This window comes from Azorhizobium sp. AG788, from assembly GCF_004364705.1.
Classification (GTDB): Bacteria; Pseudomonadota; Alphaproteobacteria; order Rhizobiales; family Xanthobacteraceae; genus Azorhizobium; species Azorhizobium caulinodans.
Genome location: NZ_SOBM01000005.1, coordinates 441,722 through 463,966 on the forward strand (window position 1 = coordinate 441,722; position 22,245 = coordinate 463,966).

Annotated in this window: 19 protein-coding genes, 1 tRNA gene and 2 pseudogenes; 7 read left to right on the plus strand and 15 right to left on the minus strand. The window is 64.8% G+C overall.

Annotated features, from left to right (window positions below):
* Positions 1 to 17: 17 nt before the first annotated feature.
* Entirely contained in the window at positions 18 to 275 is a 258-nt protein-coding gene (locus DFO45_RS15380) for a hypothetical protein (protein WP_133865557.1), read from the minus strand.
* A gap of 9 nt (positions 276 to 284) precedes the next feature.
* Positions 285 to 413, minus strand: coding sequence for a hypothetical protein (locus DFO45_RS25425; protein WP_280960287.1), 129 nt, complete (start codon positions 411 to 413; stop codon positions 285 to 287).
* Positions 414 to 939: 526 nt separating this feature from the next.
* On the opposite strand from DFO45_RS25425, the pseudogene DFO45_RS15385 reads away from it, so the two are divergent.
* Positions 940 to 1,839: pseudogene (locus tag DFO45_RS15385) on the plus strand (transglutaminase family protein).
* On the opposite strand, the gene nhaA reads toward DFO45_RS15385, so the two are convergent.
* From nhaA to DFO45_RS15410, 5 genes are read right to left on the minus strand one after another with little or no spacing between them, the layout of a single operon-like run.
* The gene (gene nhaA / locus DFO45_RS15390; RefSeq protein ID WP_133865558.1) at positions 1,772 to 3,130 is read right to left on the minus strand and encodes a Na+/H+ antiporter NhaA; all 1,359 of its coding nucleotides are present in this window, start codon (positions 3,128 to 3,130) and stop codon (positions 1,772 to 1,774) included. The pseudogene DFO45_RS15385 and the gene nhaA overlap by 68 nt on opposite strands.
* Positions 3,127 to 3,984 carry a transglutaminase family protein gene (locus DFO45_RS15395; protein WP_133865559.1) on the minus strand — a complete coding sequence of 286 codons (858 nt, stop codon included), beginning with the start codon at positions 3,982 to 3,984 and terminating at the stop codon, positions 3,127 to 3,129. The genes nhaA and DFO45_RS15395 overlap by 4 nt, the downstream gene beginning before the upstream one ends.
* 25 nt (positions 3,985 to 4,009) lie before the next feature.
* Positions 4,010 to 4,288 carry a DUF1488 family protein gene (locus tag DFO45_RS15400; RefSeq protein WP_133865560.1) on the minus strand — a complete coding sequence of 93 codons (279 nt, stop codon included), beginning with the start codon at positions 4,286 to 4,288 and terminating at the stop codon, positions 4,010 to 4,012.
* Positions 4,285 to 4,527, minus strand: a complete 243-nt coding sequence (locus DFO45_RS15405; protein WP_133865561.1) for a hypothetical protein — start codon at positions 4,525 to 4,527, stop codon at positions 4,285 to 4,287. The genes DFO45_RS15400 and DFO45_RS15405 overlap by 4 nt, the downstream gene beginning before the upstream one ends.
* Entirely contained in the window at positions 4,515 to 4,844 is a 330-nt protein-coding gene (locus DFO45_RS15410; RefSeq protein WP_133865562.1) for a hypothetical protein, read from the minus strand. Before DFO45_RS15410 ends, DFO45_RS15405 begins: the two co-directional genes overlap by 13 nt.
* Positions 4,845 to 5,670: 826 nt before the next feature.
* Between DFO45_RS15410 and DFO45_RS15415 the strand changes: the two genes are divergently transcribed.
* The 3 genes and pseudogenes from DFO45_RS15415 to DFO45_RS15425 form a co-directional block, all read left to right on the plus strand.
* A complete protein-coding gene (locus tag DFO45_RS15415) occupies positions 5,671 to 6,579 on the plus strand; it encodes a hypothetical protein (protein ID WP_133865563.1) in 909 nt (302 codons plus the stop codon).
* Between the two features lie 213 nt (positions 6,580 to 6,792).
* A complete protein-coding gene (locus DFO45_RS15420) occupies positions 6,793 to 7,743 on the plus strand; it encodes a PHB depolymerase family esterase (RefSeq protein WP_208299804.1) in 951 nt (316 codons plus the stop codon).
* A gap of 224 nt (positions 7,744 to 7,967) precedes the next feature.
* A pseudogene (locus tag DFO45_RS15425) lies at positions 7,968 to 8,366 on the plus strand (DUF932 domain-containing protein); the annotation flags it as partial.
* Between the two features lie 12 nt (positions 8,367 to 8,378).
* Here the strand turns inward: DFO45_RS15425 and DFO45_RS15430 are convergent.
* The 3 genes from DFO45_RS15430 to DFO45_RS25260 all read right to left on the minus strand — a co-directional run bounded on the left by DFO45_RS15430 (position 8,379) and on the right by DFO45_RS25260 (position 12,242).
* Entirely contained in the window at positions 8,379 to 8,645 is a 267-nt protein-coding gene (locus tag DFO45_RS15430) for a LysR family transcriptional regulator (RefSeq protein WP_133865564.1), read from the minus strand.
* A 230-nt stretch (positions 8,646 to 8,875) separates the two neighbouring features.
* Positions 8,876 to 8,952, minus strand: a tRNA-Arg gene (locus DFO45_RS15435).
* Between the two features lie 317 nt (positions 8,953 to 9,269).
* Positions 9,270 to 12,242 carry a DNA translocase FtsK gene (locus DFO45_RS25260; protein ID WP_245518114.1) on the minus strand — a complete coding sequence of 991 codons (2,973 nt, stop codon included), beginning with the start codon at positions 12,240 to 12,242 and terminating at the stop codon, positions 9,270 to 9,272.
* A gap of 676 nt (positions 12,243 to 12,918) precedes the next feature.
* On the opposite strand from DFO45_RS25260, the gene DFO45_RS15445 reads away from it, so the two are divergent.
* Both DFO45_RS15445 and DFO45_RS15450 read left to right on the plus strand, forming a co-directional pair.
* Positions 12,919 to 14,586 carry a TetR/AcrR family transcriptional regulator gene (locus tag DFO45_RS15445; protein WP_133865565.1) on the plus strand — a complete coding sequence of 556 codons (1,668 nt, stop codon included), beginning with the start codon at positions 12,919 to 12,921 and terminating at the stop codon, positions 14,584 to 14,586.
* A 147-nt stretch (positions 14,587 to 14,733) separates the two neighbouring features.
* The gene (locus DFO45_RS15450) at positions 14,734 to 15,441 is read left to right on the plus strand and encodes a glutathione S-transferase family protein (protein ID WP_043879510.1); all 708 of its coding nucleotides are present in this window, start codon (positions 14,734 to 14,736) and stop codon (positions 15,439 to 15,441) included.
* Between the two features lie 3 nt (positions 15,442 to 15,444).
* Here the strand turns inward: DFO45_RS15450 and DFO45_RS15455 are convergent, their stop codons facing one another.
* The 4 genes from DFO45_RS15455 to DFO45_RS15470 form a co-directional block, all read right to left on the minus strand.
* A complete protein-coding gene (locus DFO45_RS15455) occupies positions 15,445 to 15,774 on the minus strand; it encodes a hypothetical protein (RefSeq protein WP_133865566.1) in 330 nt (109 codons plus the stop codon).
* Positions 15,771 to 17,402 (minus strand): GMC family oxidoreductase N-terminal domain-containing protein, encoded by a 1,632-nt coding sequence (locus DFO45_RS15460; RefSeq protein WP_133865567.1) that lies wholly within the window; start codon positions 17,400 to 17,402, stop codon positions 15,771 to 15,773. Before DFO45_RS15460 ends, DFO45_RS15455 begins: the two co-directional genes overlap by 4 nt.
* Positions 17,403 to 17,519: 117 nt before the next feature.
* The gene (locus DFO45_RS15465; protein ID WP_133865568.1) at positions 17,520 to 17,801 is read right to left on the minus strand and encodes a hypothetical protein; all 282 of its coding nucleotides are present in this window, start codon (positions 17,799 to 17,801) and stop codon (positions 17,520 to 17,522) included.
* Between the two features lie 70 nt (positions 17,802 to 17,871).
* Complete coding sequence (locus tag DFO45_RS15470; RefSeq protein ID WP_133865569.1) at positions 17,872 to 19,566, minus strand: methyl-accepting chemotaxis protein; 1,695 nt, start codon at positions 19,564 to 19,566, stop codon at positions 17,872 to 17,874.
* A gap of 494 nt (positions 19,567 to 20,060) precedes the next feature.
* Between DFO45_RS15470 and DFO45_RS15475 the strand changes: the two genes are divergently transcribed.
* Complete coding sequence (locus DFO45_RS15475) at positions 20,061 to 21,077, plus strand: zinc-dependent alcohol dehydrogenase family protein (protein ID WP_133865669.1); 1,017 nt, start codon at positions 20,061 to 20,063, stop codon at positions 21,075 to 21,077.
* Between the two features lie 53 nt (positions 21,078 to 21,130).
* Here DFO45_RS15475 and DFO45_RS15480 read toward each other — a convergent pair whose 3' ends face one another.
* Complete coding sequence (locus tag DFO45_RS15480) at positions 21,131 to 22,024, minus strand: LysR family transcriptional regulator (RefSeq protein ID WP_133865570.1); 894 nt, start codon at positions 22,022 to 22,024, stop codon at positions 21,131 to 21,133.
* Positions 22,025 to 22,245: the final 221 nt, after the last annotated feature.

Below are 22,245 nucleotides of genomic sequence, written 5' to 3' on the forward strand. Positions count from 1 at the left end.
CTCATTCACCGTGAAAACTACTTGCCTTCGTCCGCTGCGAGGGCCTGCATCAGCTCGTCGTAATTCACCATGAACACTTGGCTTTTTCCCTGCACATCCACAGCAGGCGTGTGCAGCATGGTCGCCACGCGGCGGTAGGCGAGAAAGCTGATGTTCGGAATGTCCTCCTCGTCGATCACCACACGGTAGCGGCCCGCAGGCTGCTCCTGATCGAGGGCACTGAGGGAAAAGGGGTAAGGGAATGAGACCGTCATTTCTTTGGTCCGGGTGGCCATGACGGCCCTTCATCCTTTCTTCTTCGGCAGCGTGATGGGCGTCACGGAGCCTTTCAGAGCCGTGGACACCTCCACCGGCGGTTTGATTTTCTTCGGTTTCTTGGTTTCGCGGTTGCCGCGCAGTTGGCCTTTAGCCATGGTCATTGCCTCAACATTAGGGGTGCTGGAGAACTCACGAACCGGATTGCGAGACCGGGAAAGCGACTGTGCAGGCCGACCGATGCGCGGCGCCGCGAAGGCGAGGCATCGGGTTGGCGGCCGGGGATGGACCGACCACTAAACAGCAAAAATCGACTTCTCCAGCCGCCCATGCCGGAGACATCAACATTGCCTGAGAAATGGCGCGCGAAATATCTTCAAGCGGCCAAGATCACGCATCCCGTAAGAGTGGGTGCGACAGCTCAATTAATTCGAAGTCGTATCAAAAAACAAGCAAAATCCCATATTTATTTTCATGAGTTATTATGAGGGCTGGATTATATTATTACAAGGGAAATGATGTCGCCCCGGAAATGCGCGATCACTCTCCCCGAAAAGCAAAGTTTAAGCGGCAACTTAGCCGGAAGAGGGCAGTGCCCGTGCCGGTTCAGGGCGTTATGCGCTTTCGGCGGGACGCTCCGCCGGGGTGCGGGCGATGCCGATCTGTCCGACCACGGAGAGGCCTGTGACGCAGCTGAGCATCCATCACCGCACGATCTACCATTATCATCGCCCGGTGCTCCTGGGTCCGCATCGCTTGATGCTGCGCCCTAGGGAAACTCGCGAACTGCGGCTGAAGGCGATGACCCTGGCCATCGACCCCGGCGCCACTGTCACATGGGCTCACGACGTTGCCGGCAACATGGTGGCCACCGCCACTTTCCAGAGCATGACGGACCGCCTGTGCATCGACAGCCACGCCGAGATCGAGCTCGACGCGGCTGAATGGCCGGTTTTCGACGTGGCGGCTTCGGCCACCGCCTACCCGTTTGCCTATAGTGTTGAGGAGTGGACGGACCTCGGCGCCCTGGCCATTCCCCAGCATGATGATCCCATCGGGCGTCTGCGGGCCTGGAGCAAGGCCTTCGTGCGCGGCGCTTCCACAGATACCTTGGCCCTTTTGAAGGACCTGAATGCCGGCGTGACGGCCTGGATTTCCTAACAGGAGCGCGACGACGAGGGCACGCAGACGCCCATCGAAACACTGAACCGCAGTTGGGGGTCCTGCCGGGACATGGCGGTTCTGTTCGTCGAGGCCGTCAGGATCCTCGGATTTGGCGCGCGCATCGTCTCCGGATACATGCACAACCCCACCCTGAAGGGGACAGGCAGCGCCGGTGCAGGCTCCACCCATGCCTGGGCGGAAGTCTATATTCCCGGAGCCGGCTGGATCACGTTTGATCCCACCAACCGCAGCGTGGGGGGCGCCAACCTGATCCCCGTCGCGGTGGGGCGCACGAACCGCCAGGTGATGCCAGTGACGGGCAATTTCGCCGGCACGAGCGACGCATTCGATTTCATGTCCGTCGAGGTCGAGGTTCTGGACCGATCGCCAGCGCTTTCGGTACCCGTCGGCGCATCGTGACCGCAAGCAGCGCAAGAAGGCCCATCGCTGCGGAGACGCCGGATGCGATGAGGATGCCGAGCTTGACCGTGTCCTGCAGGGCCGGCGCGAAGGCCAGTTCGGCGATGAAGAGGGCCATGGCGAAGCCGATGCCCGTGAGCAGGCTGCCGGACGCGATCAGACCCCAGCTGAGCTGCGACGGGCAGACGGCCAGCCGCAGGCGCACCGCAAGGAAGCTGAACAGAAGGACCCCCGCTGGCTTCCCAATGACGAAGGCGGCCACGATGGCAAGGGTCAGCGTGGGGTCAAAGCCGGCCGTGTCGAAGGACGTGCCGGCATTGGCGAGCGCAAACAAGGGCATGATGATGAAAGCGACCCAAGGGTGCATCGTGATTTCAAGGCGTTCGATCGGCGACAGCGCCTCCCGTGCGGCAACGCCCACACGCCGGAGATCGCCCCGCGCCTTGGTCCCCGCCTCCCAGCGCTCGCCAGGGGGATAGGCCGTCACCCGGTCCAGAATGGCGTGCAGCCGGCGATCACTGACCCAGCTCCGCGCTGGCGTCATGAGGCCAAGGAGCACGCCGGTGAGAGTCGCATGGACGCCCGACAGGTCGAACGCCAGCCAAATGCAGCCGCCGAGCGCGAAATAGACAAGCAGGCTGCGTACCCCGAGCCGCGCGATGCCCCAGACCGCGGCAAGGCCGAGGCCCGCAGCACCAAGGGCGATGACATTGAGGCCATGGCTATAGCCGATGGTCACGACGAGAATGGCGCCCACGTCATCAAAGATGGCCAGCGACAGGATGAAGAGGCGCAGGCTTTCCGGCACACGGGAGCCGAGCAGCGCCAGGCATCCGATGACGAAGGCCGTGTCGGTGGACATCACGGTGCCCCAGCCGACGGTCCCCGCCCCGCCCTGCATCACCAGCAGGAAAACGGCCACGGGCACCACCATCCCGCCCACCGCGGCGGCGAGCGGCAGTGCCGCGGCCCGCAACTGGCGCAGTTCGCCAAGCACCAGTTCACGCTTCAGCTCAAGGGCGATCAGGAAGAAGAAGAGGGTCATCAACCCGTCGTTGATCCAATGCTTGAGCGAGCGGGACATTTCGAAGTCGCCGGCGTGCAGGCCGATCTTCATCTCCCAGAAGCCAGTCACGGCTTTGGACAGGCCCGTATTGGCGAGAACAAGGGCGACCACCGTGCAGCCAAGCAGGATGGCACCGGCCATGGCCTCGATGCTCATAAATCGCTTGAAGGCCTGGGTGATCCAGTCGGCCGGTTCAGAGGGCAGGCGCCCCATCGCCTCGCTCATGAGTATCGTTCGTCCGGCAGGGCAGCCCATGGCGTCGGAACGACCGCCACGTCGGGCACCTCATAGGTCCAGACGCGGAAGGATTTCAGCACATGGGGGCCAAAGGAATTGATCAGCGGGATGTCCGCCGCATCGCGGCCCCGGGCGACGACGATCCGGCCGATGCGCGGCACGTTGTTGCGGGGATCGAAGGCATGCCAGCGGCCATCGAGATAGACCTCGATCCAGGCGCTGAAATCCATGGGATCCACCACCGGCACGCCGATGTCGCCCAGATGCCCGTTCACATAGCGCGCGGGAATGTTGAGGCAGCGGCAGAAGGTCAGTGCGAGATGGGCGAAGTCCCGGCAGACGCCGACGCCTTCCTGGTACGCCTCGAAGGCGGACCGGGTGGATCGCGCCTGCGTGTAGTCGAAGCGGATATGGGTGTGCACGAAGTCACAGATCGCCTGCACACGGCCCCATCCCGGCGGAATCGCGCCGAACCTGTCCCACGCAATCTGGCTGAGGCGATCGGTCTCGCAATAGCGGCTGCCCAGCAGATAGATGAGGCAGTCATCCGGCAGTTCGGGAACGGGCACCTCGCGAGCGGCAGTCATCGCCGGAGTGGGAAGGCCGCTATCCTCAAGCGTGGCATCTCCCCACATCATGAAGTCGCCGGGCGTCGCCACCAGCCTGCGGCACCGATTGCCGAATAGGTCCCGATAGACCGTGCTTGGCACGGGCGGGGTGGTGAAGAAGGTTTCCGGCGATCGAATATCCGGCCCGCGTTCATCGTGGATGGACAGCAGGCAGACAAGCGCGGTCGGCTGCGGGCAGGTCAGCGTGATTTCATAACCATAGCGGATCAGCACGGGTACATCCTGGCGCGAGGAGGGGTCATCGGATATCCGCCGCCGTGAGAACGTAATAGGGACGGCGCCGGCCGCCCGCATAGGCCTTGGAGGCTGCGGCGTGGACGGCGCTGCGCCGCCGGTCGAAGGCGCAGAGACAGGCATCTTCCTCAACGTCCGTCAGGTGCGCCGCTGCGGAGGAGGCCCCGAGCGCGCTCATCTCGACGAGGAAGGGGATTTCGAACATGCCGTCATGGCCGGCAAAGCGGACCGCGTTGCGGGCCTTGTCGAAACTGCGGCTGTGGTTGGGAAATGCCAGCGTCATGGCGTGCGCCTTTCATGGGGCGGCAGGAGAAGGGCGAAGGCGCAGGAATGGAGTTCGCGCCCGGCTTCGTCGAAAATGGTCACCGCATCGGGTCGCTGCGGCATGGCGAGCGACTGGGCGAGGGAACTGGCCAAGGTGAGCGCCTCATCAAGGTTGCGTACCACGCCGACTTCGCGGCCTACCTGGGCATGCGCCCCGTCTTCGGGCCGGATGCGAAAAAACGTGATCACGATCCGCATGATGCGTCACAACCCGATAATCGGGTCCGCCCCCCGGACTGCGCCTGGGACATGCCCTCGCCCGGCTCTTCGATCTGCACCAGATCCAGGCTCTCTTCCGTCGCCACCCGCTCGAACGCCTCGCCATCCTGGCGCGGGCCGTATTGAAAAGAGGCGTCCATCGCCGGAATCAAAGATGTAATCCGGTAGACCTCGTCAAGTTTCCGTGTGGGGTTGCCATACCCGCTAAGGAGCCGAACCGACTGGCCGATGGAAAAGCGGCGCATGGGTTCGGAAAAAGTGGAGACGCCAGCACGGGCGGGGAAAAATGTTGTCACGATGTGTCTCCTCCTTGGAGAGCCGAGGCGAACTGAGAATCCGCGGCGCGTGAAGCGTGGGCAGCCAGGGTGCGTAGAAGGACACCCCGACTGATCCGTGTTCGCTGCGAGGGACCGGTACCACTTGGTGGCGCGCCCTTTGCCTTGCCCGAGGGCAATGAGATCCCGGACGTCCGCGCACGCCAGAGCGGTGGACACTCGGCTCGCGACCTCTGGGGACGGCGCCCTCGCTATGGCGCTGGGGACACTCCCGGCTCAACCTGACGCGCTGAGGCAGGCACATGCCATAAGCACCCCTATCGCACACCATAAATAAAAGCGCGAAAAAGTCAATAAATTTATTAGATCTGTTCATTTTTATTAATTTCCCATCGGCCTTCAAAAATCAAAATCGGAATATATTTCGACCCATCTCAAATAAAATGGAACTGCGTATCCGCTTTGAGGATTGATCTTTCTGCAAACCCTTACGTCGTGAAACTCTGCGCTCCCGGCGCAGGCCTTGCAGAACTGTTTCCATGGCAAAGCAACCGCTTGGAAGACCGGTTGGCCAGGACGCCGGAAAAGCCACGCCCTTCACCCGTAGCGGGTTCCCTCGGTTCCGGGCCGATCTGCCGGCAGCACCCAACGGCGCCGATGCACGTGGCGGAGTGTTCAGCCCGCACGTGCGCCGGGATTATCTGACCTGCTGGCGCCAGCATCAATCACGAAACGCGCAATCTACAAAAGGAGCTCATCATGGGTCGTGGAATTCTTCTTTGGCTGATCGGCATTCCGATCCCGATCATCATTATCCTCGTTCTGTTTCTTCGCTAGGAGCTCCCACATGACATCCACCTACCCAGCGGCCAGCGTCGCTACTGCTCCTCTTGCCACACGGTCCCCCTCGATGAATTGGGGGGCTGTCGTGGCGGGCGCTGTCGCGGCGGCCGCGCTCACGTTCGTTCTGATGCTTCTGGGCTCCGGCCTCGGCCTCACCATCGTCTCGCCCTGGGCCAGTGAGAGCGCCAGCCTTTCCACCTTCGCCGTCTCCACGGCCATCTGGCTGGTGCTTGTGCAATGGCTCTCCTCGGGCACCGGCGGCTATCTGGCGGGGCGCCTACGGCCCCGGCGCGGCGGAGATGCCCACGATGAGACCTTCTTCCGCGACAGCGCCCATGGCCTAGTCACGTGGGCCCTTTCGACCCTGCTGATCGTCATGCTGATCGGCGGCGCCATGTCCGGCGTTCTCGGCACCGGCATGCGGGCGGCATCGAACGTCGCGTCCGGAGCCGCCATGGGGGCTTCGGCAGGGGCCGCCAATGCTCCCTCAAGCACAGGCGCCAATCCCGCATCTTACTTCGTGGACCTCCTGTTCCGCGAGGGCACGGCGGCGCAGGCGAACCCCGCCGCAGACACCGATGGCGGCGCCGCAGCCCAGGCTTCGCGCATCCTCGCCGAGGGCGCCCTCTCAGGCTCGGTCACCGCGGACGACAAGGCCTATCTCTCCCAATTGGTCGCCAGCAGGACGGGGCTCTCCCCCGCCGACGCCACCGTTCGGGTGGACGGGGTTCTCGCCCGCGTCAACGACGCCCGGATGAAGGCTCAGGAGACGGCGGAGAAGGCACGCAAAGCCGGCGCCACCTTCGCTCTTCTGGGCACGCTCTCTCTGGTGATGGGCGGCTTCATTGCCTGTGTCGCCGCCGTGATCGGCGGGCGCCAGCGGGACGACAATGGGCATCTTCCCCAGCGTTGATCGCTGAAGCCAGCACTGGCCGGCCCCCTTCAAGGGCCGGTCACATCTGCACCAGCTTCATTGTGCAGTGCAACAACCATTTAAGTCGCGGGACGTTGTCCCTGTAGTCATGCCTCCTGGCGAACCGGACCACCATTTGCGCACGTGACGCAAAGACATCGGTCAAGCGGTCCCGCTCCACCCGTCAGAGGTCGCCATGACAAGGATGCCCCGATGAAAAGCCTCGCCGAAAATTTCGTGTATCTGTCCGGGCTGCGCTACTGGATGTCCCCGGAAGAAAGCGCCGCCGCCCCTGTCGGGCGCCTTGCCGCGCTGGAAGATTTCGGATCCAATCCCGGCGAATTAGGCGCGCATTACCATATCCCTGCCTCGTGTCCGCCCCGTGCTCCGCTCGTGGTGGTTCTGCATGGCTGTACTCAGTCCGCCGCCGCGTACGATCACCATGCGGGCTGGTCGCAGCTGGCGGATGAGGCCGGCTTTGCTGTGCTCTATCCGGAGCAGCAACAGGCCAACAACCCCAATCTCTGCTTCAATTGGTTCCAGCCCGGCGACATCCGCCGCGATGGCGGTGAGGCGCATTCCATCCGCCAGATGATCGAGGCGCTGATCGTGAGACACGATCTCGACAGTGATCGCATCTTCATCACAGGCCTGTCCGCAGGTGGCGCCATGGCTGCGGTCATGCTCGCAACCTATCCCGAGCTGTTTGCGAGCGGCGCCGTCATTGCAGGCCTGGCCTATGGTGGAGCCAACACGATGTTTGAAGCCCTCGACTGCATGCGCGGGTCGCGGGCGAGCTCTGACGCCGACCTTCTCGGCCTTGTGCAGTCGGCCTCCAGCCATGGCGGCCCTTGGCCCAGCATCACGATATGGCAGGGTGCCGCCGACCACACCGTCGCACCCTCCAATGCCGATCACATCTCCGCCCAATGGCGCGGCATTCACGACCTCGGCGCGGTGCCGGACCGGTCGGAAACCCTCGGCATCCGCGTACGTCAGAGCTGGTGCGACGAGAAGGGCAATACACTTGTAGAAGTGAACACTTTGCAGGACATGGGCCACGGCGCGCCTGTGGGGGATGATCTGGGATCGGCTGGCCCTTATATGCTTGCCGTAGGAGTATCCTCCACACGAGAAATCGCTCAGTTCTGGAAAATTTCGTAGAATTCGGGCTTTGACCGGCCAATGGCCTTTCCTTTTTTAGCAGCGCAACGCATCAGCAGACCTGCCGCGAAGCGCGACGCTGAAACTATCCCAGCATGCACCTGATATGAAGGCGACATGGGTCAGCGATTGCAGACCAAAGAGTGAGGGGTCGGCTGGGATTCCCGTGACGGGTTGAGGACTGGGAGAGAGGCTTCTGGCGCCCGTCATGGAGGGTGATCCCCATGAACATGCAGGTTCTGGATGCCGGTCGCGACGTCAGTGGCGGCTACAAGGCGGATGTCACGCGCGGCGAACGGGTCGGCCGCGTGTCGTCGGAATGGTTCTCCCGGCCGGATGACGGACGGTTTCTCTCGCTCGGCGAACTGGCCGCGATGGTGCGGGGCCGTGCCGATCATAGCCGGTCGCGCCTTGTGGAGACGTCCCGCATCCATGTGGAGGCGAGCCGCTCCAATGCCGAGCGGCTGGCGCTGGTGCTGCCCGGTGCGGATGCACCCGTCGAGCCGAACCATTGGTGCTTCGGCCAGCTCGCGGCGCAGATCGTCGCGCCGGCCGCGTATCTGCGTCAGCTTCCCGCCGCGCTGGCCGGCATCAATCTCCAATATGGCCTGACCTCGCACCGCGAGCGCAGCCGCTTACACGGTTGCCTCTCGGATTTGATCAAGGGCCGGACGCGTGCGGTTCAAAAAGCGCTGCCCCGCCAGAGTGAGGTTCACCCCGCTTGAGTGCCGGATGAACAGCGAGACACCGATCTCGTCTTCAAGATCGCGGACGCTCCGGCTGATGGACGTTTCCTTGACCTCAAGGGCCACCCCGGCCTTGCGGAAGCTTCCGTGCTCGGCGGCAGAGACGAAATAACGTAGGTGGCGCAATTCGATCGATGTTGAAAACGGCGCAGCCATTCTGGCTCCGGCGTGTTGAATAAAACCTCGATATTCGTACCGGAAGTTGCAGTAAGGGTCGAGAGTCGCATAGCTGGCGGCATCGCGGTCGTGACCACGCGAGAGATGCTCGATATGGGGATTTTCGAATGCGCCGCCTATCGTGGCGTTTGGGCGCTATTTGACAGGCTGAATACCGCTCGTTTTGACGGCCATTGCTCCTGCAGAGCCGGCACAATCAAAAGTTGCAGTGGCGCACCCGACACGATTCGAACGTGTGGCCTCCGCCTTCGGAGGGCGGCGCTCTATCCAGCTGAGCTACGGGTGCCTACTGCTTACGCAGTGCTTACTCGGATTTCCTGCGAAAGTGAAGCCCTCGGCCCAACCCTCGCAAGTCGTTGAATTCAAAAACGCTTTTCTTCACACTTTTCGCTCCAGCCGGCTTGACACGTGCCTTCGGAGGGCAACGCGATATCCAGCTGAGCTACGGGTGCCGCGGGCACCGCCGCACGGGCGATGCAGGCCGTTCATACGGCAAGTCGGGCCGGGCGGCAACCGGCTGGCGCGCCGCCTAACGCTTTCCACAGCCCCGGCCGTTTGCCGGGGCAACGCCCTGCCCCGCGCCGGGGGCAGGGTGAGCCGCCTTCAGCGGGGGGCCGGAGCGCGAGACGCGAGGATCTCGCGTTTTCCGGCATGGTTGGCGGGGCCGACAATGCCCTCCTGCTCCATCCGCTCCATGAGGCTCGCGGCCTTGTTGTAGCCGATCTGGAGCCGGCGCTGGATGTAGGAGGTGGACGCCTTGCGATCGCGCAGCACCACCGCAACCGCCTGCTCGTAATGGTCGCCCTCGTCGCCCATGGACGACTTGTCGAACACGGCGACATCGTCCTCCGCCGGAACCTCCTCATCCTCCTCCGAGGTGACGGCATCGAGATATTCCGGCCGCCCCTGCGTCTTCAGATGGGCCACCACCTTCTCCACCTCATGGTCGGAGACGAAGGGGCCGTGCACGCGCATGATGCGTCCGCCGCCGGCCATGTAGAGCATGTCGCCCTGTCCCAGCAGTTGCTCGGCGCCCATCTCGCCCAGAATGGTCCGGCTGTCGATCTTCGAGGTCACCTGGAAGGAGATGCGGGTGGGGAAGTTGGCCTTGATGGTGCCGGTGATGACATCCACGGAGGGGCGTTGGGTCGCCATCACCAGATGGATGCCGGCGGCGCGGGCCATCTGGGCGAGACGCTGGATGGCCCCCTCGATCTCCTTGCCGGCCATCATCATGAGGTCGGCCATCTCGTCCACGATGATAACGATGTACGGCAGGGAGGTGAGGTCCATCACCTCCTCCTCGCTCACCATCTCGCCGGTTTCCTTGTCGAAACCGCGCTCCACGATGCGGGTGATGACCTCACCGTTCTCGCGCGCCTCGGCCACGCGGGCGTTGAAGCCATCGATGTTGCGCACACCGAGGCGGCTCATCTTGCGATAGCGCTCCTCCATCTCACGCACGGCCCACTTGAGGGCGATGATCGCCTTCTTGGGGTCGGTCACGACGGGCGTGAGGAGGTGCGGGATGCCCTCGTAAACGGAGAGCTCCAGCATCTTCGGATCGATCATGATCAGGCGGCAGGCTTCCGGCGCGTGCCGGTAGAGCAGTGACAGGATCATGGTGTTGATGGCGACCGACTTGCCCGAGCCGGTCGTGCCCGCCACCAGAAGGTGCGGCATCTTGGCAAGGTCGGCGATCACCGCCTCGCCACCGATGGTCTTGCCGAGGCACAGGCCGAGCTTGGCGCGCGCTTCGGCGAACGCCGGGCCGGCCAGCATCTCGCGCAGCCACACGGTTTCGCGCACCCGGTTGGGCAACTCGATACCGATAACGTTGCGCCCCTCCACCACAGCCACGCGGGCGGAGATGGCGCTCATGGAGCGGGCGATATCGGCGGAAAGACCGATGACGCGGGATGACTTCGTGCCGGGGGCCGGCTCCAGTTCATAGAGCGTGACCACAGGACCGGGATTGGCGTCGATGATCTCGCCGCGCACGCCGAAGTCACGAAGGATCTGCTGCAGGTGCTGCGAGCTCTGCTCCAGATATTCCTCGGAAAGGTCATAGGGCGGCTCCACCTGCGGCGGCTCGGCCAAAAGGTCGAGGGAGGGCAGTTGGTAGCCATCCACGTCCGACGGATCGGAATCCGCCAGCGTCTCGGCGACCGCCGGCATGGGAGCGGCCTCGGGGCGCCGCGCGGCCGGAACAGGCACGGGCTGCGGAACAGCCTTCGGGGCCGCCACCGGCGCAGAGGGCGCCGGCGCGGTCACCGCACCGAAACCGGCCTGGACGCTCTGCTGATAGAAGGACCAGCCGAGGCCCGCAAACCCGACCACCGGCGCCGGAGTGGCGGCGAGGGGCAGCGGCGCGTGCGGCAGTTCACCCGCCGCATCGTCCTCGGCGACTTCGTCGAAGGCCTCGTCTTCGAGGTCGGCTTCGTCCGCTTCCAGTTCCTCGTCCTCATAACCTTCGTCGGCGAGGCCCTCGTCATCGAGGTCCTCATCATCGCCGGCGTCGTCGTCCTCGGCGTCGAAATCGGACTCGGCTTCCTCCTCGAAGTCCTCGTCCTCTTCCTCGCTCAGATCTTCATCCTCATCCTCGTCGTCCACCTCCTCGGCGTCTTCGTCGTCGAAATCCGCCTCGGCCCCCTCGTCTACCTCATCATCCTCAAGGACTTCGGCTTCAGCCTCGGTGTCGTCCTCATCATATTCGTCGACGGTCTCGTCGGCGTCCGTATCGGCCTCGAGTTCGCCCTCCTCATCCTCAAGGAGATCGTCCTCGGCGAAGTCTTCGTCGTCCTCAAGCATGTCCTCATGGCCGAGGGGCGAAATGTCCTGATCCTGCGCCCGTTCCGGCAGGGCGAGGTCACCAACGACAATGAGACTGCTCAGCGCCAGCAAGGTCTGAGGCACATCGTGAAGCGCGCAGGAGGCATCAGCCTCGGCGTCGTCCATCTCCTCGAATGCCTCGTCCTCGTCTTCCGCAAGCGTTTCCAGTTCGTCGGCATCCAACAGATCGTCTTCCAGGATCGCGTCCTCGTGGTCCATCAGCGCGTCTTCGTCCTCAACCTCTACGACGGAAAGCGCCTGCGCTTCCCCCTCCTCGACCAGCCCCTCCGGCGCCGTCATCCCGTCTTCGACCGCGCGCTCAGCCGCCCCGTCGGCGACCGGGACCGGATCGGCCACGGGCTCCGAAGCTGCAACCGGCGCCGATTCATGGTTAACGAGTGCCTGCTGAGGAGCGGGCACTTCGTCCACGTCATCTTCGACGGCGATGAACGACCAGTTGCGCTCGGCGAAGGCAAAGCCCGATGCGGCCTCGTCCATGCGTTTGGGCTCCGCCCGCCGGGCCTGCGGCGCGGATGGGGCGGCGGGCGGCGGCACGGCCGGCATCTCGCCGCGGGGCGCTGCGGGCTTCTCGGCCGCCTTCGCGCGCGGGCGCAAGAGATATTCCGGTGTGCGCGTGAAGCGCGTGTTGGCATCGAGCGTGAAGGGCTTCAGCCAGCTCGGCACCAGTTCGTTGGCGATCCAAGGGGTGACCGACACATGCGCCGTCGTGGACTGCATGCGCATGGCCGTGGAATCCGGATAGGCCAGGCCGCGGGAATCGCCAGTCGCCGGGCCTGCCGAGAAGCGGGGAAAGTTCGACTTCGGAGGAGGATTCGAAGAAGGCATGTTCATCCAGGGTCCAGCAGGCCGTTCGCTGGAACGGCTGGTTCCCCAAGGCTTAGCGCGGGTGCGTTAAGAGGAGGTTTGGGCCGCCTTCCGAAGCGGGAGTCATCCCCAGAGGCTGCAGCGCCGCACGCCGACCGCACGCCCCCGGCCGGACAATCACCCGGCCGGCAAATTCACGCAACGTCACCACCCAGCCCGAAGACCGGTATCGGCTGGGTCGTAATGATCACCCCGTCACCGTTTGCCGCCGGGGCGGCCCCTCCCGGACTCCAAAGAAGACCGCAGCCAAGCGAAAGCGAGGCGAGATTGTGGCATACGAATTGTCGAACTTGAATGTCTGCAAAGCATATGATCACACAGCATCTCGTTTATCACGACCGCCCACCGGCCAGTCCTGATCGCGTTTGAGCCATATTTCAGCCCCTCGACCCGAGGTTGAACAGTAATTCCGAACTCAATACGAGCTGAACGTGTTGTCATTACGATTGAATGGCGGTAAAATAGGATCAACTGTCGTTTTGGGCTGCCTCGTGAAGGCGCTGGGCGGCACCACTTCCCTGAAGAGGAATTCACCTTGGCACCGCGTAAAGTAACCTCGTCCCGCGCCACCCCGGCGCGCGCTGCCCGCGAAACCAAGCGCTCAACGCCGGTCGAGGCCGCTGTGCCCGCCCCGGCGCCGAAGGCCGCCGGAACCCGCGGCGCCAAGGCTGCCGCAGGCAAGCCCGCCGCCCCCGCCAAGCCTGCGGCACCCGCAAAGGCACCGGCCGCCAAAGCCGCCGCGAAGCCCGCTGCGGCGAAGACGGCGTCGGCCCAACCAGCCGCGAAGCCCGCGACCAGCAAGGCAGCCAAGGCCGCTGCGCCGGCCGCCAAGGCACCTTCCGCGAAGGTCGCCGCGGCCAAGCCTGCTGCCAAGGCCGCCGAGCCCACCTCGAAGCCGGCCGCCAAGACTACGGCGAAGGCGGCTCCAAAGGCCGCTGCCGCGAAGCCCGCGGCGAGCGTGAAGGCCAAGGCGCCGGCTCCCGTGCCCGCCAAGACCGAGGCGAAGACCGCCGCTGCCAAGCCGGCCTCCACGAAGCCGGCTCCCGCAAAGGTGGCCACGAAGAAGGTGGCCACAAAGACCGCCGTCCCGGTGAAAGCCCCCACCGCGAGCGCACCGGCCCGCGCGAAGGTGGCGGCTACCGCCAAGGCCGTTCAGGAAGCTCTCCGCAGCCGCCTCGACCCGAAGGTCCGCCGCCAGATGATCCTGGATGCGGCCGTCGCCTTCTTCGCGGAGAAGGGCTTCGAGGCCCAGACCCGCGACCTCGCTTCGCGTCTCGGCATCTCTCAGGGCCTCATCTTCCGCTACTTCAGCACCAAGCAGGCGCTGGTGAATGCGGTCTATGAGGAGGTCTTCGTCCAGCGCTGGTCGAAGGATTGGGAAGCCCGGCTGAAGGATCGCGACATCCCGCTGGAGAAGCGCCTGCAGGACTTCTACGGCGCTTATCTCGAAGCGGTGGATGCCAGCCACTGGATCCGCATTTCGCTCTATGCTGGCCTTGCTGGCTCAGAGGCGTTCGCGCGCTATCTTGAGAACCACGGCAACCGCCTGCTCAAGATCATCCAGAAGGAAATCCATGCCCATCGTGGCCTGCCGGATCGCACAGGCCCGGACGCGCTGGACCAGGAACTCAGTTGGATGCTGCATTCGACCATCCTCTACGCCCTGGTGCGCAAGCATGTGAATGCTCAGCCGGTCGCTGAGGATCGGGGCGCGCTTGTCGCCCTCGTCGTCCGCACGGTGCTCGCGGGTGCCGCTGCCGGCACCGCCGCCGCGCTGGAAGCCGAAAAGGCCGCGGAGAAGGCCGCCAAGGTTGCCAAGCCTGCGGAAGCGCCGGCTGCCGAGGCCCCCAAGCCAGCCGCTCCTGCGGCCAAGGGCAAGGCCCGTGCGGCCCAGCCCGCTGCCGCTTCGGCCGCCCCCGCTTCGCGTGGTCGCGCCAAGGCTGCGGCGGCTCCCAAGCCCGTGGCTGCTCCCAAGGCGCCCGAGGTGCAGGCTGAACCGGCCAAGCCGGCTGCGGCCAAGGCTGCCTCCGCCAAGAGTGCTTCTGCCAAGGCTGCTCCGGCGAAGGCCGCTGCCACCAAGGCCGCGAAGCCGATCACCAAGGTAGGCGCCAAGGCGAAGGCCACCGAGAAGGCTCCGACGGAAGCGCCCGCGCTGGACCGTCGCCGCGCGGCGGCGCCTGCGCCCCGTCGTCGCGGCCGCTGATCGCGACGCCTGTTTGAAGACCAGCCGGCGCCTTCGGGCGCCGGCTTTTTTGTTTTCCATGGCGAACCGCTGTTTCACTCCGATCCTGAAGGTCTGATAGGAAAGCAGACCTTGCGCGGACGACGCGCCTTTCAAGTGGACGTTGTGATGCCCCCTTCCCTCACGCTCTATGAACTGACCGGCGCGGACGACGATCTGCGCTTCAGCCCCCACTGCTGGAAGATCCGCATGGCGCTCCTGCACAAGGGCCTCGAGGCGGATCGCCGTCCCTGGCGTTTCACGGAGAAGGACGCGATCGCCTTCTCAGGCGGCGCCACCGTGCCGGTGCTCGTCGATGGCGACAAGACGGTCACGGATTCCTGGCGCATCGCGCTCCATCTGGAAGAGCATCATGCGGATCGCCCGTCCCTCTTCGGGTCAGAGACGGGGCGTTCCTATGCCCGCTTCGTCAACAGCTATGCGGACACCGTTCTCGTCGCGCCGCTGCGCCATCTGCTGACGCTCGACATCCTGGCCCGTGTGCATGAGAAGGACCGCGACTATTTCCGCGCCTCGCGGGAGAAGCGCTTCGGCCAGCCTCTGGAAACCCATGCCGGCGATCCCGCCGTTCACATCCCGGCCTTCCGTGCAGCCCTGACGCCCGTCCGGACGGTCGTGGCCGAACAGCCGTTCCTCTCCGGCGCCGCGCCCGCTTATGCGGACTATTGCGCCTTTGGCGCCCTCATGTGGGCCCGCTGCGTCAGCCCGCTGCGCCTGCTGGAGAAGGACGATCCGGTTTACGGCTGGCGCGAGCGCATGCTCGATGCCTTCGGCGGCCATGCGCGCGCCGCCGCCTGCACCGAGCAGGACGCGTAGCGATCACGGCCGGGGCAGCGTGATTTCCTGCGCCTCGGCCGTCCCGCCCGCCTTCGCATAGAGGCAGGCGAACGTGCCCTTGGCATTGTTCATGTGCGCCTGCGGCCAGCGTCCGCCGACAAGGATCAGCACGGAGGCCTCGAAGTCCACCGGCTGGCCCAGCGTACGAGCCTCCTTCAGCCCGCTCGCCTTGATGCAGGCGGCGCGGGCCTTGGCATGCAGCTCGGCCCAGGCATCGGGGCTCGAGGCTTCAGCCGGGGCGGCGGCAAGAAACGCCAGAGCAAGTCCGGCGGCAGCAGTACCCGACGTGCGCTTGAAGCGTTGGCTCATCATGCTTTGGCATCCTCCACGATCATGCGCGCGCCCTTTTCGGCGATCATGATCGTGGGGGAATTGGTGTTTCCTGAGACAATGGCAGGCATGATGGACGCATCCACCACGCGCAGGCCCGCGATGCCGAACACCCGCAGGCGCTCGTCCACCACCGCAAGCGGGTCCGAGGGCAGGCCCATCTTCGCCGTGCCGACAGGATGGAAGATGGTGGTGCCCACGTCGCCCGCCGCCTTGGCGAGCGCCGCCTCATCGGTATCGGAGACCTGAGGCCCCGGCAGCATCTCCTCCGGGTGATAGGGCCTGAGCGCCGGCTGCCCGACGATCCGGCGCGCCACACGGATGGAATCCGCGGCCACCTTGCGATCCTCTTCCGTATCCAGATAGTTCGGCCGGATTTCCGGCGGCGCCAACGGGTTCGGCCCCTTGAGGCGGATCGTGCCGCGCGAGGTGGGACGCAGGTTGCACACGCTCATGGTGAAGGCCGGATAGCGGTGCAGCGGCTCGCCGAACTTGTCGAGCGATAGCGGCTGCACGTGAAACTCGATATTGGCGCGCTCCTGCTCGGGGCCGGATTTCGTGAAGATGCCCATCTGCGAGGGCGCCATGGTGAGCGGACCGCGCCGGAAGAGCGCATATTCCAGGCCCATGCCCATGCGCCCGAACAGCGAATGATAACGCTGGTTGAGCGTGCCGATGCCGGACACCTTGTAGATGAGACGCAGTTGCAGGTGGTCCTGCAGGTTCGACCCGACACCCGGCCTGTCGAGCACAACATCGATGCCCTTCGCCGCCAGATGCTCGGCCGGACCGATGCCCGACAGCATCAGCAATTGCGGCGAACCAAGCGCCCCTGCGGCCAGGATCACCTCCCGGCGGGCGTTGAGCGTGCGCAGGCCGTCCTTGCCACGCACGCGAATGCCGGTCGCGCGCTTCTCGTGCACCAGCACCTTCTCCACGTGTCCCGTGGTGATGAGGTCGAGGTTCGGCCGGTTGAGCACCGGTTTCAGGAAGCCGCGCGCGGCGCTCCAGCGCAGGCCCCGCTTCTGGTTCACGTGGAAATAGCAGGCGCCTTCATTGTCGCCCGTATTGAAGTCGTCGATGGCGCGGATGCCATCCTCGTCTGCGGCCTGCCGCACCACGTCGAGCAGCGGCCAAGTGATGCGCGGGAACTCCACATGCCATTCCCCGCCCTTGCCGTGATGGGCGTTGGGGCCGAGGAAATGGTCCTCATGCGCCTTGAAAAGCGGCTCCACATCCTCCCAGCCCCAGCCGGCAAGGCCGAGCTGGCGCCAGTGGTCGTAATCGGCCGCCTGCCCGCGCATGTAGATCATGGCGTTGATGGCCGAGGAGCCACCAATGGTCTTGCCACGGGGATAGGAGAGCGCGCGGCCATTGAGCCCCGGCTCCGGCTCGGTCTTGAAGCACCAGTCGGCGCGCGGATTGCCGATGGCGAAGAGATAGCCCACGGGAATGTGGAACCAGATCCAGTTGTCGCGCCCTCCGGCCTCAACCACCGCGACCCGCACATTCGGATCGGCCGAGAGGCGGTTGGCCAGAACGCAGCCGGCGGATCCTGCGCCGACGATTACATAATCATAGGTTTCGCCCGAGCCGGCGGCCTGAGGCATCCCGCATTCCTCCCATGGGACTCATCCGGACTTGCGCCGGCTTGTGGCCGACTGTGGCGTCAGGCTGAGGCTTGGGCAAGGGCGACGAAAGACGCGGGCGACGGACCGTTGGAAACGCTAGGGCAATTCGTCTACGGACCGGGCATCCGGCGGGTCCTGCCCGAAGCGGCCCGCGAGGGCCGAACACGCCGCTGCGGCATCAATGAGGCCCCGGAGGTCCACCCCGTCGATCAGCGGGTCCGCACCACTGAGAGCGAGTTCGTCGAGCCGCCGCACGGCCGCTTCGATGCGCGAGAGGGCCTCCTCCCGCTCCTGCGCCGAGAGCGGCGTTCCATATTTCAGCAGCCGTCGGATTTGCAGTTCGTCCGTGGAAATCACGGTTGCAGATGAACCGGTCATATCGGCAATCCCGCTTTTGCAATAGGAGACGCCCCCGCGAGTGTTTCGCGGGGGCGGGACGCCCTGGAAATCAGGCCGCTTTAAGATCCAGCATGAAGCGTTCGACCACCTGCTTCAGATCGGACGCCTGCCCGGACAATCCCTCCGAAAGAGCCAGCAGTTCAGTGGACGCCGAGCCCGTGAGTTCGGCCGCTTGGCCGACGCCGGTGATGTTCTGCGTCACCTGCTGCGTGCCGTTGGCCGCCCGCTGGCAGTTCTGGGCGATCTCGCCGGTGGCTGCGCCCTGTTCCTCGACCGCGCCGGCGATGGAGGAGGAGATCTGCTTCATGTTGGCGATCACCCGCATGATCTCGGCCATCGAGGTCACGGTGCCTTGGGTGGACTGCTGGATTTCCGAAATCTTGGCGGAAATCTCGTCCGTCGCACGGGCGGTCTGGGAGGCGAGCTGCTTCACCTCGGAGGCGACCACCGCGAAGCCCTTGCCGGCCTCGCCGGCCCGGGCGGATTCGATGGTGGCGTTGAGCGCCAGCAGGTTGGTCTGGTCAGCGATACCCTTGATGAGCGAGATCACATCGCCGATGGCGGTGGCTGCGGTCGCCAGTTCCGAGATGCGGGCGTTGGAGGTCTCCGCTTCGGAGAAGGCGACATCCGCCACCTTGGCCGAGTGGCTGACCTGACCGGTGATCTCCCGCACCGAGGCCGCGAGTTCTTCCGACGAAGCGGCGACCGTCTGCACATTGACAGCGGCCTCCTCGGCGGCTTCCGCGACCGCCTGGGCCTGGCGGGAGGTCTGCTCGGCGGTGGCGGAGAGATTGCGGGCGGACCCGGCCACCTGATCGGAGGAGGCGGCAAAGGCCGAGGAGAGCTCGGTCATGCGGGAGACGAAGCTCTCGGCCAGCCTGTTGCGCCGGTCGAGCAGGCGACGCTCCTCGGCTTCCTGTTCCGCGCGGGCCCGGCGAACGGTCTCGGCCTCCGCGAGCTGGCCGCGCAGGACTTCGAGCGAGCCGGCCATGGCGCCGATCTCATCCTTCCGCTCAGTGCCTGCCACGGACTGATCGAGCTTGCCTTCGCCGAGGCCCTTCATGACATCCATCATTACCCGGATGGGGGCGACGATGCCGCGGCGAACGGCGAAGACAGCCGCCGCCAGCACCACAAGCGTGGCCAGGGCAATGGCGGCCGGGGTGGCCTTGCTGGTGAAGTCGGCCTGCGCCGTCAGCTCACGCCCCTTCGCATGCATGCCTTCGTCGATCTTGCTGTTGAAGGCCACCATCTGGTCTGCGAGACGGCGCAGCGCCGGCTCGCAGGCGCTCACCATCTGCTGGAGCGCCAGAGCATCATTCTCGGCCGTCTTCGGGCCTGTGGAGAGACGGACCGTCTCCCGGCATTCGGCGCCAAGTATGCGATCGTGCTCCTTTCGGAAGCCCGCCATGGCGTCTGCGACGGCGGGGTAGGCCGTGGCAGCGTTGCTCAGCCGCTCATTGAAATTGCCGTAGTGGCGCTCCTGCGCCTTGCGCCCGAGTTCCACCTCATCCTGCGTGGTGGCGGCGATTGCCTTGTAGATGGCGGCAATTTCCTCGATCGATGAACGGTTTGCACGCGAGATGCTCAGGATTGCCCGTGGCGGGCCTTCCAGAAGATCAGCGTACGTCCGATCCACGTCCTTCATGCTGTAAGACGCAAACAGTGCGCCTGCCAAACTGACCACCCCGAGCAGGATGAGGAGAAGGCAGATCTTCCACGTCATGGGAATATGATTGTACATCGGATGCCCCCGCAGCCGTTTGAAAAACAACAGTCATTACAGGAACGAACGTTCACTTAAGAGCCTTTCCCGAAGCTTGCGCCGAAAAGCAAAAAATGAGCATGTTTGCCGCACGTGCAATTTACAATTTCATACAAATTTCAAAATTCATCGCTGCATACGAATATTCAGGAATTGATACGAAAATCCGTCCCGTAATTGATGCAGATCGAACGTCCTTCATCAAGGGACCGCAGACCCATGGGGTCGCCGTTTCGGACCTTGCAATACCGGTCCGGCTCGGCATGACATTCCAATTCCGGAGCCGCCGACAGCGTGATCTCCGATTGATGATTTGGGCTCATGAACCCTAGCGATCGCATGGGCCTAATCCTGTGGCTGCCGGCGGCCTAACCTGACACTGGCCCGGCGCATCCCCTCCCCATCCGTTGCTTCCCCGCAGCCAGACGGGGACGGCGGTGCGCCGGTGCTGCGGACCAGAAGAGGACATGCGCATGTTTGGAACCGTGCTGTACGGCAAGGGCGACGTGAGGTGCGAGGCGGTTCCAGAGCCGGAAATCCTCAAGCCCACGGACGCCATCATCAAGCTGTCCGCCAGCTGCATCTGCGGCTCGGATCTCTGGCCGTACCGGGGCCTGAACGACGTCGCCGCGCCGATGGCGATGGGTCACGAATATTGCGGCATCGTCACGCAAGTCGGCAGCGCGGTGCGCACCGTGCGCCCCGGCCAGTTCGTGGTCGGCTCCTTCTGCCTGTCGGACAACACCTGCCCCCACTGCCGGTTCGGCTTTCAGTCTTCCTGCGAGCAGCGCGAATTCATGAGCGGTGCCCAGGCGCCCTACGCCCGCGTGCCGTTGGCGGATGGCACGCTGGTGGCGACCGACACGGTTCCCGACGATGATCTCCTCGCCAGCCTGCTGGCGGCATCCGATGTGCTGGGAACAGGATGGTATGCGGCCGATGCGGCGCGCGTGCAGCCGGGCTCCACGGTCGTCGTGGTGGGCGACGGCGCAGTGGGCCTCATGGGCGTTCTCGCGGCCAGACAGATGGAGGCCGCGCGGATCATCGCAATGAGCCGCCACAAGAGCCGCCAGGACCTGGCGCTGGAGTTCGGCGCCACGGACATCGTCTCCGCGCGTGGCGCGGAAGGGATTGCCGAGGTCAAGCGCCTGACCGGGAACGTCGGCGCGGACTCGGTGCTCGAATGCGTGGGAACGGGGGAATCCATGGCCCAGGCCATCGCCTGCGCGCGCCCCGGCGCCATGATCGGCTATGTGGGCGTGCCCCACGGCGTCGAACTCAATGGCGAACAGCTCTTCTTCTCGCAGACCGGCATGCTCGGCGGCCCAGCCCCGGTGCGCCGTTTCCTGCCGCACCTGATGGATCTCGTGCTGAGCCGCAAGATCAATCCGGGCAAGGTCTTCGACCTGACGCTACCGCTGAAGGACGTGGCCGAAGGCTATCGCGCCATGGACGAGCGGCGGGCCATCAAGACCCTGCTTCGGGTCTGACCCATCCCACCATGGCCGGTCCGCGGGCGGCCATGGTGGGCACGGCCCCTGCCCTATCCGCGGTGGCGCAGGGCCTCGACCAGCGCCACGAAGGCCGGAGAGGACTGGCGGCGGCTCGGATAATAGAGGTAGTAGCCGTCCCAATAGGGGCTCCAGCGCTCCAGCACGCGCACGAGCCGGCCCTTGGCAAGATGGGGAATGGCGAGTTCCTCGGGCACATAAGCGAGGCCGAAGCCGGCGACAGCCGCGTCCAGCGCATTAAAGATGTTGTTGAACACCAGCTGGCCCTCGACGCGGATCTTGAACTCGCGTCCCTCTTCCTCAAAGTCCCAGGCCCAGAGCCCCCCGGACGTCGGAAACCGGTAATTGATACAGCTGTGCTGCACCAGATCCTGTGGCGTGGCGGGCTCGGGACGCGAGGCAAAGTAGGATTTGGAGCCGACCACCGCGAAGCGGAAGTCCGGTCCGATACGCGCAGAGATCATGTCCTTGGCAAGCTGATCTCCCATGCGCACGCCCGCGTCATAACGCTCGGTGACGATATCGGTGAGGCCATTCTCCTGGAGCAGTTCCACCTTGATGTCCGGAAACTGCGGCAGAAAGGCCTTCAGCTTCGGCCACAGCACGCTGGAGATGGCAAAGTCCGGCGCGGAAATGCGGATGGTGCCCGCCGGCTTGTCCCTCAGGTCATTGAGCGCATCCACCTGCGCTTCGATCTCGTCGAAATGCGGGCCGATGCCCGCCAGCAGGCGCTCGCCCGCATCCGTCGGGGAGACCGCGCGCGTGGTGCGGGTCAGAAGCCGCACGCCGAGCCGCGCCTCCAACTGGCGGATGGTGTGGCTCAGGGCCGATTGCGAGACTCCCATCTTCGCAGCCGCTCGCGTGAAGCTGCGCTCGCGGGCGACCGCGAGGAACACCAGCAGATCGTTTACATTATCCCGTGGCACCTCGAACCTCCGGCCCTCCGGGCGCGCAGCGGCGGGACGTGATGCATCCCGCGCGTGAAACGCCCTTTCCCATCAGATACCGCACGCGCCGCCGCTTCCATGTCCGGCTATTGATGAGCCTTGCTCATGGCACCATGCACCGTCGCCCTATAGGGCACTCAACCCTCGCCCGCTAAGCTCTGCCTCTCATTGCACGAACCACCGGAGCGCGAACATCCGGG